The 11901-nt window shown below is 45.3% G+C and carries 10 protein-coding genes; all 10 read left to right on the top strand.

The window, feature by feature from the left end; all coding sequences use genetic code 11:
• Window positions 1–1008 (top strand): NDP-sugar synthase, encoded by a 1008-nt coding sequence (locus Q8K48_01340; protein MDP1851039.1) that lies wholly within the window; start codon window positions 1–3, stop codon window positions 1006–1008.
• A gap of 128 nt (window positions 1009–1136) precedes the next feature.
• Window positions 1137–1436 carry a WhiB family transcriptional regulator gene (locus Q8K48_01335; GenBank protein MDP1851038.1) on the top strand — a complete coding sequence of 100 codons (300 nt, stop codon included), beginning with the start codon at window positions 1137–1139 and terminating at the stop codon, window positions 1434–1436.
• Between the two features lie 27 nt (window positions 1437–1463).
• The gene (locus Q8K48_01330; GenBank protein ID MDP1851037.1) at window positions 1464–4514 is read left to right on the top strand and encodes a glycosyltransferase; all 3051 of its coding nucleotides are present in this window, start codon (window positions 1464–1466) and stop codon (window positions 4512–4514) included.
• Window positions 4511–5815 (top strand): DUF5719 family protein, encoded by a 1305-nt coding sequence (locus Q8K48_01325; GenBank protein ID MDP1851036.1) that lies wholly within the window; start codon window positions 4511–4513, stop codon window positions 5813–5815. Before Q8K48_01330 ends, Q8K48_01325 begins: the two co-directional genes overlap by 4 nt.
• A 41-nt stretch (window positions 5816–5856) precedes the next feature.
• The gene (locus Q8K48_01320; GenBank protein ID MDP1851035.1) at window positions 5857–6228 is read left to right on the top strand and encodes a DUF3499 domain-containing protein; all 372 of its coding nucleotides are present in this window, start codon (window positions 5857–5859) and stop codon (window positions 6226–6228) included.
• Window positions 6229–6238: 10 nt separating this feature from the next.
• Window positions 6239–7597: a phosphomannomutase/phosphoglucomutase gene (locus Q8K48_01315; GenBank protein ID MDP1851034.1), complete on the top strand. Its 1359-nt coding sequence runs from the start codon at window positions 6239–6241 to the stop codon at window positions 7595–7597.
• A 76-nt stretch (window positions 7598–7673) separates the two neighbouring features.
• Window positions 7674–8960 carry an adenosylhomocysteinase gene (ahcY, locus tag Q8K48_01310; GenBank protein ID MDP1851033.1) on the top strand — a complete coding sequence of 429 codons (1287 nt, stop codon included), beginning with the start codon at window positions 7674–7676 and terminating at the stop codon, window positions 8958–8960.
• A complete protein-coding gene (gene mtrA / locus Q8K48_01305) occupies window positions 8960–9646 on the top strand; it encodes an MtrAB system response regulator MtrA (protein MDP1851032.1) in 687 nt (228 codons plus the stop codon). Before ahcY ends, mtrA begins: the two co-directional genes overlap by 1 nt.
• Before the next feature lie 2 nt (window positions 9647–9648).
• On the top strand, window positions 9649–11199 hold the full coding sequence (gene mtrB / locus Q8K48_01300) for an MtrAB system histidine kinase MtrB (protein MDP1851031.1): 1551 nt from the start codon (window positions 9649–9651) through the stop codon (window positions 11197–11199).
• Between the two features lie 48 nt (window positions 11200–11247).
• Window positions 11248–11883, top strand: coding sequence for a hypothetical protein (locus Q8K48_01295; protein MDP1851030.1), 636 nt, complete (start codon window positions 11248–11250; stop codon window positions 11881–11883).
• Window positions 11884–11901 lie beyond the last annotated feature (18 nt).

Below are 11901 nucleotides of genomic sequence, written 5' to 3'. Positions count from 1 at the left end.
ATGGCAGTGGGAATTCTCTTAGTAGGTGGTTTTGGCACACGTTTAATGCCATTGACTAAGCACACGCCTAAACCCATGCTCACAGTTGCAGGTTTACCAGTGACTGAACATCAACTTGCTATGGCAAGGGATGCTGGTATCACTACGGTCGTCCTAGCAACTTCATACTTAGCTGAACTTTTTACTCCTTATTTTGGAGATGGATCGCGATGGGGCATGAAGTTGCGATATGCCGTTGAAAAAGTACCGCTAGGCACGGGGGGTGCAATTGCCAATGCCGCGCAGTTGTTAAACACCCAAGAATCAATTGTTGTTTTTAATGGGGATGTTTTGAGTTCACACAATTTGAAAGAGCAAATTCGCCAGCACGAGGAGCATGGTGCAGACGTAACACTTCATTTGACGACCGTTGATGATGCACGGGCGTATGGGTGCGTGACTACTGATGGCTCTGGCCAAGTTACCGCTTTTCTCGAAAAAATGGAGAATCCAATTTCGAATTCTATAAATGCCGGTTGCTATGTCTTTAATCCCAGCATTGTTAATGCGATTCCAAAGGACACAGTAATAAGTGTCGAAAGAGAAATCTTCCCAAAGCTCATAGCTAGTGGTAGAAAAGTATTTGGATTTATAGATAATTCATACTGGTTAGATATTGGTACCCCAAAAGCCTTACTGCAGGGTTCACGTGATTTAGTACAAGGGTTAAGCCACTCATCTGCATTTTCCTTGGCTGAAATTGGCATTCATAATAAACACTCACTCATTTCGGCTACTGCAGAAGTTGATTCCAGTGCGATCATTGATGGAGCTTCATGTATTGGCGCAGATTCGCAGATTGGAGCACAGGCACATATAACTGGTTCGATTATTGACCGTGGAGTGATCATTAACCGCGGCGCTCGTGTAATTAATTCATTCATCGCAAGTGGTGCAGTAGTGAGTCAAAATTCACTCATTAAGGCCTCTTTTGTGACAAAGGATGAGATTCTGCCTATCCCGGAGTAATTTTTATTGAATTTGCTGCATCTGCCCTCTACTTTCGCTTGACATATTCGACTTACACGCGTGTAATTCACTCTTAAGTAAGTCTTTTCCACGAGGGATGAGACACAAAGCTATAAAGGAGAATCGGTATGCCGATCCGACCTGAAGCCACAAACTCCCCTGTCCCCACAACTGGTCCAAAAATAACCTTAGTAAGTGGTGAGAATATTGAACTCTCTTGGCAAGAGCGCTCGCTATGCGCCCAAACTGATCCCGAAGCTTTCTTCCCTGAAAAAGGTGGCTCAACTCGCGAAGCCAAGCGCGTCTGTCTCTCCTGCGATGTTCGATCAGAGTGCCTTGAGTACGCGCTTGCTCATGATGAACGGTTTGGGATTTGGGGCGGATTATCAGAGCGCGAGCGTCGACGCTTAAAGCGTCGTTCTGCGTAATCTCGCAGCTCTCCAAAGGTCAATGTCATGGCTGAAAAGGCCGCACTAGGCCGGCATCGCGTTAGCGCGATTATCGTTTCACACGATGGGCAAGCGTGGTTACCAGAAACAGTTACAGCTCTAACTTCGCAGACTCGACCACTCGATTACATTGTTGCCGTTGACACTGCATCCAAAGATTCTTCGCAACAACTTCTTAAGTCAGCACGAATTCCAATAATTGATGCCGATCGCAAAACTGGTTTTGGTGAAGCAGTTTCAATGGCTGTTGAATCTTTGAAACCAGTTCAAACTGAAACAATTGAATGGATTTGGTTAATTCATGATGACTGTGCGCCTGCTCCAACAGCTCTTGAATTCTTACTACAAGCAATAGAGGACCGTCCTCAAGTAGCAATGGTAGGACCAAAACTTCTTGGTTGGCACGAGCGCACTCACTTGCTCGAAGCGGGAGTGAGCATTGCGGGTAATGGCGCTCGGTGGACAGGGTTAGAACCACTTGAATACGACCAAGGACAACATGATGGGATCCACGATGTTCTTTCAGTTAGCACAGCCGGTGCATTAATCAGGCGAGACATATTTGAAGAGATCGGTGGCTTTGATAAAAATTTAGCGCTCTTTCGTGACGATGTTGATTTTGGTTGGCGTGCTCGAGTAGCTGGACACACGGTTATTGCAGCTACTTCGGCAGTTGTTTTCCATGCTCAGGCAGCCGCGAGTGAGCGAAGAATGGTTGATGTAGAAGGTGCATTTTTGCATCGTCCTCTCTTACTTGACCGTCGAAATGCTGCATATGTACTTCTCGCTAACTCCACATGGTGGATGATTCCATGGCTTGCTTTTCAACTTCTCAGTTCGGCGATGGTGCGCTCGGTCGGTTATTTATTAGTAAAGCTTCCGGGATACGCTAGTGATGAATTACTTGCAGTTGCATCACTAATTGTCAAACCAACGATAATTTTTAAAGCTCGCAAAGATCGTAAAGCTAAGCGATTCGTATCTTCACGAATAGTTTCGGGATACATTCCACCTAGGTGGTCACAGTTACGTCTTTCGACTTCACGTTTATTTGAGGCTCTTCGTTCTCGATTACTTCCAGCTAGCGATATAACATCGACATCGATATTAAATTCACTTGAAGATGAGGATCTACTTGTACCAACTAAAGGCTTGCAATGGCTAAATCTCTTTAAGAAACCAGAGGTTGCAGGTTTTATTTTGTTATCCTTGATAACTCTTATTGCATCTAGAATGCGCCTCGGATCTCTCATAGGTGGAGCGCTCCCTATGTCACCGGATGGCGCGCGCGATCTATGGAAAAGTTACTTTGAATCCTGGCATCAAGTCGGAATGGGTACATCTCAAGCGGCACCACCTTGGATTGCCATTCTTGCATTGTGTGCGAGCATATTCTTTGGGAAAGCAGCGATTTTCCTAACGCTTTTCTTACTCGTAGCACCGATATTGATGATGTGGTCATCACTTAGATTATTTAAAACGAATACACAAAACAGTTGGATCAGTGTCTCAGCCAGCTTTATTTATGCTATCTCTCCTGTCGCAATTGCGGCAGTCAATTCAGGTCGCCTTGCCACGGTGGTTGCCCTCATAATTGCGCCGCAAATTCCAATTCTTTTAATACACTGGAAAGAAATTGAGTTACATTCTTGGCGTCGAATTTTCTTAATCTCATTAGTAGTCGCTGTGCTAACTGCGTTTACACTTTCAGTTTTTGTGATTCTATTAGGTTTAACTTTGTTTGCACTTTTTGGCGATTATTTGAACTTTGTTGCCGATCAAGGTAGGCCACTCTTCTTGGAGCGCATCAAAAAACGTTTGACGCTTCTATTAGTACCATTCCTACTAACCGCCCCATTTTCATTTGAAGCATTACTTGCACCATCTAAATTCCTAAGTGAACCCGGACTTTCCGTTGCCGGCGGCGAAGCTCCTCTTGTGATTCTCGGAAACCCTGGTGGAATCGGCTCACTTCCATGGTGGTTAATCAGCCCCTTGCCGCTAATTCTTTGTGTCGCGCTCTTAACTTCGAGTAAGGCCAGAACCATTGCCTTATTCGGTACTGGTTTCCTGTCTGCCGCAGTTCTCTTCTCATCTCTTTCCATATCTTCACATGGAAATTCAGCGCCATCAAGGATTTGGGTGGGCACATTCTTAGTTGGAGCCACTGGAGCAGCCTGCATGGCTGGCGTAGTAATTCTAGATCGTCTGAGATTAGTACTGATTACAAGTAATTTTCATTTTCGTCATATTTTGGCAGCTCTACTACTTCTTTTCTCACTGGTGTATACAGTCCTCACGTTAGGTTGGTCGGTCTCTGCAGGAGCGGACTCACCGGTTCAAAATAGCGATTCAACAGTAATGCCAGCTTTCTTAAGTGTTGAGAAAGACACTAAGACACTCGTGCTGCGAGAGATGGGGAATGCAGGTTCAAAAACTGTTCAATATTATATTTCACGTGGAAAAGATATTTCGCTGGGAGAGCCGGATATAGCCCCACCACAAGTAAGTGAGATAGCTACCGCAACACAGGCGCTTATAGATGGCTCAGGTATTTCAAGCAGTAAAGTTTTGGCAGATTTCGGAATCAAATATGTATTTGCGAAAGCCCCTTTTGATAAAAATATTATTCGCACAATTGACGGACTCGGTGGATTTACTCGCGCCTCTGCTACTTCGGTAGGAGTGGTCTGGCATGTAGCAGGCGTGACTGGTCGACTTGTATTGATAGGAAAAGATGGAGATAGAGAGCTGCTTGAAGCTGGTGAGATCGGGGCACGAGTAATAGTTACCCACCCTGGAAGAATATTGCTTACGGAGAGTTATGACCGCTCATGGCTGGTTTTGCAAGATGGATATCGCTTGGAGCGCACCGAAAGCGAACTAGGCTTACCGGTCTTTATAGCAACGCAGTCGGGGGAAATCTCACTTTTACATGATGGCACTATAAGGCGCGCGTGGCTCTCTTTTCAATTAATTACTTGGCTTGTTGTAATTATTGCCGCCGCACCAGCCGGACGAAGAAAGCGCGAATTTTCAGATAAGGAGCTAGCATGAAGCGATTGTTGCTCGCGCTCTTGGCTTTGGCGCTCTCATTCACACTAGCGACATTTTTCACTGTAACTACTAAATCTTCCGTTTTCTCAGAGACATATCCAGACGTTGTGTGTCCACCAACGTTAACTGGATTATCGTCACAAATCTCGATTGCTTCACGTAAAACGCAGTTCCAACGTCTTGCAACTAAAAGCACAAAGACGATTCCATTTAATGTGCTTCGCTACCCAGAAATTAAAGACTCATTAATCGTTTCTGCACTAGGGACTACACCGGTCATTTGGCAAAGTCGCAGCGGTAGTTGGGCGGGAGGCACCCTATGCACAGGGCCAATATCCTCACAATGGTTCGTAGGAGGAAGTTCCGATGTGAGAACTCGAGGAAAAATAGTTGTAATCAATAGCGGGTTGAGCGAAGCGATTGTTGACTTACATATTTATTCTGAAAATGGTAAGCAGCCGCTTGTTTCAGTTACTGTAGCGGCTAAAAATTTAAAGGTAATCTCTTTGGACTCTCTTGCAACGGGTGATAAATCATTGACAGTCCAAGCAGTTCCCCGTTCGGGGCGAATTAACGCATTTATGATTGATGAACTTGGCGCTGGTCTTAAAGCCCTTGGCGGCGACTTTGTTAATCCAGTTAATTCGACGGCTAAAACTCTCGTGATTCCTGCCGTCCCAAATCAAATTTTGAAAAAAGGAAAGACACCCTCTGCTGTTCACATTCTGCGAATTCTTGCACCTGACGATGTTGATGCAAATTTCACACTTGAGCTCTTGTCTGAAAACGGAAACTTTGTTCCAGTAGGCTTCAATTCGCGTAACATTACAGCCGGAGTTGTGACTGAGTTTGTCTTGTCACCTAAGATAGTAGCAAGTTCCTTCGCAGTTCGAATCACTTCAGATGAACCAATAGTTGCGGCAATCTCCTCTAAGTTCATCACCAATGGGCGAAGAGATTTTGTTTGGAGTACTCCTACGAGCGCTCTTACGCCTATGAAAATGGCGGTTACAGGCCTCGCACCGATAATCGTTTTTGCAGCCGATTCGATAGCCGTCACGATCGAAGTGACTCTAGTTAATGGAAAGAGAAGCATTGTTACTATCAAAGGTAGGGATGTAGTAACGTGGCGAGTACCTAAATCTGCGCGTTCAATCACAATAATTGAAGCGAGCCGGGAAACCCATGCCGGCGCGCTAGTCGCATCTATACATGGTTACGGGTATTTACCAATCACTCCGGGAAGTATATTAACCAAGGTCGAAATTCCTCACTCAAACATTCGTGTTTTAAATCCATGACAATCCCAACAAAACCATACATTCCCACTAATCTTGTGTTTATGAGCTCCCAGGCAAAGTTAGGTAGAGGTTGTTCGCGCGTTGGATGTCGCGCGGTGGCTACTATGACCTTGACCTATATTTATGCTGAATCTATGGCCGTAGTTGGGCCACTTGCGACTTTTAGCGAACCACATGCATATGACTTATGCCTTCTACATGGGGAGCGACTTAAAGTTCCACATGGTTGGAGTGTTTTAAAACAAGAGCTAAGCGGAGAAGAGCGCGGACCTTCAGAAGATGACCTCATGGCTATTGCTGATGCGGTTCGTGAAGTAGCAATGGTTCCCCTTACCTCACAGGAGAATTCAAAAGGCGAGGGCAAACAAACTCAAATCGGCCGTAGGGGTCATCTGCGCGCCGTTCCATCATAAAAAATTTGACATGAGTCATATTCCAAATATTTTTAAGGCCTACGATATTCGCGGGCTAGTAGATACAGAGTTGACGCCTGATTTTTCTTTCGCAACAGGTTTAGCTTTTGCACGTTTTCTACAGCAAGAGCGCGAACCAGCAACAGTAATTGTTGCCGAAGATATGCGCCCATCATCTCCATCGTTGGCTCAAGCTTTCTCGGCTGGCGTTAATTCAACTGGGATGGATGTAATGAGAATTGGTCTTGCGTCAACAGACATGTTGTATTTCGCTTCAGGGAAACTTGGACTGCCTGGCGCAATGTTTACTGCAAGCCACAATCCAGCGGCATACAATGGAATTAAATTGTGTTTTAGTAGCGCCCGCCCAATAGGAAAAGAAACAGGTCTGCAAACAATTGAAAATTTTGTTCGTAAAGGCTCTCCCATCGAAATACGTTCAGTCGGTGCTGAATTTAAACGAGAAATGCTTAACGAATATGTAGAGCACTTACTTACGTTGGTTAACTTGGACTCTATCCGGCCACTCACTATTGTGATTGACGCAGGAAATGGAATGGCCGGGCATACGGCCCCAGCGATTTTTGCACATTTGAATTGCACTGTTATTCCATTATTTTTTGAGCTTGATGGGAGTTTTCCAAATCACGAAGCTAATCCAATTGATCCGAGAAATCTACGTGACTTGCAAAAAGCCGTAAAAAAACATAAAGCGGACTTGGGCTTAGCATTTGATGGAGATGCCGACAGGTGTTTTTTAGTTGATGAAAACGGTCTTGCAATAAACCCATCAGATTTAACTTCATTAATAGCCCACCGCGAACTCATAAAATATCCCGGCTCAACCATCATCTACAACCTGATTTCATCACGTGCAGTGCTAGAAGTGATAAAAGAAAACGGTGGCATTGGCCTTCGCAGTCGGGTAGGCCACTCGTATATCAAGGCGATGATGGCCGAAAGTGGAGCAGTATTTGGAGGAGAGCATTCAGGCCACTTTTACTTTAAAGAGTTTTGGGGTGCCGATTCAGGAGCACTCGCCGCGCTCCATGCAATTGCAGCCTTAGGGGAGACTAAAAAATCGATGTCACAGATTCTGGCGCCATATCAAAGGTATGTTTCAAGTGGGGAGATTAACTCCACCGTAACTGATGTAAAAGGTGCTTTGTGGAGCGTTGAACAAACTTTCTCAGAGAGATCTGGAGTTGAAATCGACCACGTGGATGGCTTAAGTGTCTTGGGTGATACGTGGTGGTTCAACCTCCGATCATCTAATACTGAGCCTTTGTTGCGCTTAAATGTTGAGGCTAAGTTGGCTGGAGATATGGGCACACTACGTGATGAAGTTCTCTCGTTGATTCGCGGCTAATCTAAGGCTCATTACTCACTTTAGGGAGCAAGGCAGTAACCTAAGCACCTACAGTTTCGTCCATAAGGAGCATTTCGTGAACTCACCAATTACAGCAACTCTTCCACGCCATGACATCGCCGATGCATCTCTTGCATCGCAAGGTCGAAAGCGCATCGAGTGGGCAGAACGCAATATGCCGGTTCTAGCTCAGATCCGTGAGCGTTTTGAAAAGTCACAGCCTTTTGCTGGCGTGCGAATCGCTGCTTGCATGCATGTCACGACTGAAACTGCAAACCTTATGCGTGTTTTAAAGGCGGGAGGCGCTGATATTGCTCTCTGTGCTTCAAATCCATTATCAACACAAGATGACACTGCAGCAGCACTTGTCCATGAATACGGAATCAGCGTCTTCGCTCGAAATGCCATTGATCGAGATGGTTACTACGTGCACATCAACGCCGCCCTCGATATCGCACCTCACCAAGTTTTTGACGATGGCTGCGATCTTGTAAATACTCTCCATACAACACGAAAAGAGTTAATTCCTAATATCGCAGGTGGCTGTGAAGAGACCACAACTGGTGTTATCCGCCTTAACCAGATGGCAAAAGACGGAGCCCTTGAATTCCCAATGATCGCTGTTAATGATACTGACACTAAACACATGTTCGATAACCGCTACGGAACTGGTCAATCGACACTTGATGCTGTTTTCCGTTCAACTAACTTCTTACTTGCTGGACGCATCTTAGTTGTCGCAGGCTTTGGATATTGCGGTAAAGGCGTTGCAGAGCGTGCAAAGGGAATGGGCGCCGATGTCATTGTTACTGAAATCGATCCAACAAAGGCCCTTGATGCCATGATGCAGGGTTTCCGTGTAATGCCGATGATCGACGCTGCAAAGGTCGGAGATGTCTTTATCACTGTAACTGGAAATCGTGACGTCTTACGCGAAGAGCATTTTCAAGTTATGAAAGATGGCGCAATTATGGCCAACTCTGGTCACTTTGATATTGAAATTGACGTTGCATGGTTAGAGCAAAATTCAAAGACAAAGAACTCAAAAATGCGTCACCAGACCGATGAGTACGTTTTGGCTGATGGTCGCCGCTTGTTACTTCTAGCAGAGGGTCGTTTAGTAAACCTAGGTGCGGCAGAAGGACACCCAGCCTCAGTTATGGATATGTCCTTCTCTGATCAAGCGCTCACTGCCGAATACTTAGTAAGAGAAGCTAAGAACCTAAAGCCTGGCGTGCACGAGGTTCCAACATATATCGATAAGGAAGTTGCAAGCTTGAAGCTCATAAGTATGGGCGGACATATCGATATTCTTACACCCGCCCAGGATATGTACTTGAACTCTTGGGAGCACGGTAGCTAATGACATTGGTTATGGTCGTTGATGACGATCAAGACCTATCAGAAATGCTCGGAATAGTTCTAACCGGAGCAGGAATTGACGTTGACTTAGTAAGTCGCGGCGACGAAGTTCTCGATGTTTTCAGAAACAATCCACCAGATTTGGTTCTGCTCGACGTTATGTTGCCAGGTCTTGATGGTATTGAAGTATGTAAATTAATTCGGGCTGAATCAATGGTGCCGATAATCATGCTTAGTGCCAAAGGTGATTCTTTTGATGTTGTGAGGGGCCTTGAAGCCGGTGCCGATGATTACATGATTAAACCTTTCAAGCATCCCTCAGAGCTAGTTGCACGAATTCGCACTCGCCTGCGACGAACAAATACCGATATTTCAGGTCTTTTGACAATCGGAGATCTAGCTATAGACGTTGCAGCCCACCAAGTTTTACGCGCCGGCAAACAAATCGCACTTACTCGACTTGAGTTTGATTTGCTTGTAGCGCTCGCAAAAGAACCAGGTCGAGTATTTTCGCGCGATGCATTACTCAGTGAAGTGTGGGGATATCGTCACTCAACCGATACTCGTTTGGTAAATGTGCATGTGCAAAGGTTGCGAGCAAAAATTGAACATGATGCAGAGCGACCAGAATTAGTAATAACCATACGTGGCGTGGGCTACAAAGCTGGAGTTTTGGGCGGTTCCTAATCATGAATCGCTTCATCTCTACTTTTCGCAACTCACTTGCGCTAAAAGTCATAATCTCAACTGTCGTGCTCTCTCTTAGTGTTATTTATGTCGCGGGCTCAGCGCTCAATTCGCAGTTATCAAAGGGAATAAAGCAAGTGAATCTAGATTCAGCGATGATTGAGGCGAGATCTACCATCTTCAATGCCAAATATCGACTAGTTTTAGCTCAAGGCGAAAAAGATGCCGCTGTTCGGAAAGTAATTGATGATGTAATTGCATCAGCAACATCGCTCACTACTAATGAAAATGCGCGTGATGTGGTGTTTTTAAAAAGTTATGGAAATACCAGAAAACTAAATTATGAGATAAGTTCGAACTTAGTTGATCCGGAAGCGATTCCGGCATCTCTTAGCAAGAAAGTTCGTACCAGTGACGATATAGCTTGGAGTTATATTCGCATTCGCTATATCGGAGGCGAGAGTATTTCAGGTCTTGCTTTTGGCGAGAAAGTTTTAATTCCTAACGCTGGGCAGTACGAGATGTACATGCTTTTCTCCTTGGCAAATCAAAGTGCAACTCTCAATCTCATTCAACGCTACCTTCTTTTAACTGGGTTTTTCTTGGTTCTTCTTATAGCTCTAATAACCTGGCTTGTAGTTAGGCAAGTTGTACGCCCCGTGCGTGAAGCTGCCCATATTGCAACGAGATTTACAGCTGGTGATTTCCTACAGCGCATGAACGTTCACTCACAAGATGAGATTTCTACGCTTGGCCATGCTTTTAATGAGATGGCAGAATCTCTAGAAAAGCAGTTCGCTAGACTAGAAAACCTGTCACGGGTGCAACAGCGTTTCGTATCAGATGTTTCACATGAGCTACGCACCCCACTTACAACTTTGCGTATGGCGTCAGAGGTTATTAACACTGCAAGGGAAAATTTCGACCCCGTAGTTGCTCGAAGCGCTCAACTCATGATTGCTCAACTTGATAGGTTCGAGAGGTTGCTGGAAGACTTACTGGAGATCAGTCGCTTTGATGCCGAGGTGGCAGTTCTTGAGGCTGTAGATTTTGATATTGTGCTGCTCGCCCGACGTTGCGCAGATGATTTGGCATTAGTAGCTAAAGAACGATCAACAGAGTTACGCATTTACTCAATTTCAGAGTCAGTGAACATAAAGGCCGATATTAGGCGCGTAGAGCGAATTTTACGAAATTTATTTTCTAATGCAATTGATCATGCAGAAGAGAAACCAATAGCCATTACTATCATTTCTAGTGAAGAAGATGTGGCTATAGGAGTTCGTGATTTTGGAATTGGTTTGGATGAAGCCAATCTGATAAGAGTCTTTGATCGATTCTGGCGTGCCGATCCTTCTAGAGCTCGAACTCGAGGTGGCACTGGGCTCGGCCTTTCAATTGCCCTTGAAGATGCGCGTTTGCATAACGGTGAACTTGAAGCGTGGGGCCGTCCAGGAAAAGGTGCACACTTTGTGCTGACTCTTCCTCGCCAGGCGTGGTCAGGTATCAGTTCCCGCTTAATCAAACTTCAGCCAGATGATGTTCATGGTTAGTTTCCACAATCAAATTTTCGATTGGTTGACAACTCATACTCTTAGTCGATGCAACGTATTGAAGAGTTTGGTCAATTACTTTTTCCTACACGATGTTTCGGTTGCAAAGTAATTGGATTACCCATTTGTGCGAAGTGTCGACGCGAGTGGCATCCTCATTATTACTCAACCCAAATTGCAAACCTTCAAGTTCATTCTGGGGTGATATATTCACCAATAGCAAGCAAAATAATTCTGGCAGCAAAGGAGAATGGGCTCGCAGGAGCGGACACGCTAGTAATTGATTCAATTATTCATGTACTCTCACTAGCGCGTTTTGATGATCACAATATTCGATTAGTGCCTATTCCCTCATCGCCTTCTGCTCGGCGAAGAAGGGGCCGAAGTTTTGTCGTTGATATCACGTCCAAAATCGGCAGGCAGCTGGACCTTCCTGTTTCTGATTCACTTGAGCTGTGCCGAAAAGTTGTTGATCAGAGCGGTCTGAATGCAACTGCTCGAGTCGAGAATATGCAGGGAGCTTTCGCCCTCAAACGAGGTGCATTTCCCCGCGGTGATCTGATTCTGATAGATGACGTAGTGACGACAGGGGCCACCCTCACTGAGGCGGCAAGGGTTTTAAGGCTCCGAGGCTTACATGTTCTTGCCTCAGTTACCGCTTGTGTGGCTCAACCTCTACGATAGGAGAGTTGATTCGAGCTA

Origin of the sequence: Candidatus Planktophila sp. (assembly GCA_030681675.1) — a bacterium.
Classification (GTDB): Bacteria; Actinomycetota; Actinomycetes; order Nanopelagicales; family Nanopelagicaceae; genus Planktophila.
The sequence above is the reverse complement of the archived record's forward strand: the minus strand, read 5'-3'. Positions and strand labels throughout refer to the sequence as shown.

Bases quoted from the DNA above. Each gene is read 5' to 3' on its own strand.
- mtrB (MDP1851031.1), top strand. From the start codon at position 9,649: ATGAATCGCTTCATCTCTACTTTTCGCAACTCACTTGCGCTAAAAGTC.
- Q8K48_01295 (MDP1851030.1), top strand. From the start codon at position 11,248: ATGCAACGTATTGAAGAGTTTGGTCAATTACTTTTTCCTACACGATGT.
- Q8K48_01325 (MDP1851036.1), top strand. From the start codon at position 4,511: ATGAAGCGATTGTTGCTCGCGCTCTTGGCTTTGGCGCTCTCATTCACA.
- Q8K48_01335 (MDP1851038.1), top strand. From the start codon at position 1,137: ATGCCGATCCGACCTGAAGCCACAAACTCCCCTGTCCCCACAACTGGT.
- Q8K48_01340 (MDP1851039.1), top strand. From the start codon at position 1: ATGGCAGTGGGAATTCTCTTAGTAGGTGGTTTTGGCACACGTTTAATG.
- Q8K48_01330 (MDP1851037.1), top strand. From the start codon at position 1,464: ATGGCTGAAAAGGCCGCACTAGGCCGGCATCGCGTTAGCGCGATTATC.
- mtrA (MDP1851032.1), top strand. From the start codon at position 8,960: ATGACATTGGTTATGGTCGTTGATGACGATCAAGACCTATCAGAAATG.
- Q8K48_01315 (MDP1851034.1), top strand. From the start codon at position 6,239: ATGAGTCATATTCCAAATATTTTTAAGGCCTACGATATTCGCGGGCTA.
- Q8K48_01320 (MDP1851035.1), top strand. From the start codon at position 5,857: ATGAGCTCCCAGGCAAAGTTAGGTAGAGGTTGTTCGCGCGTTGGATGT.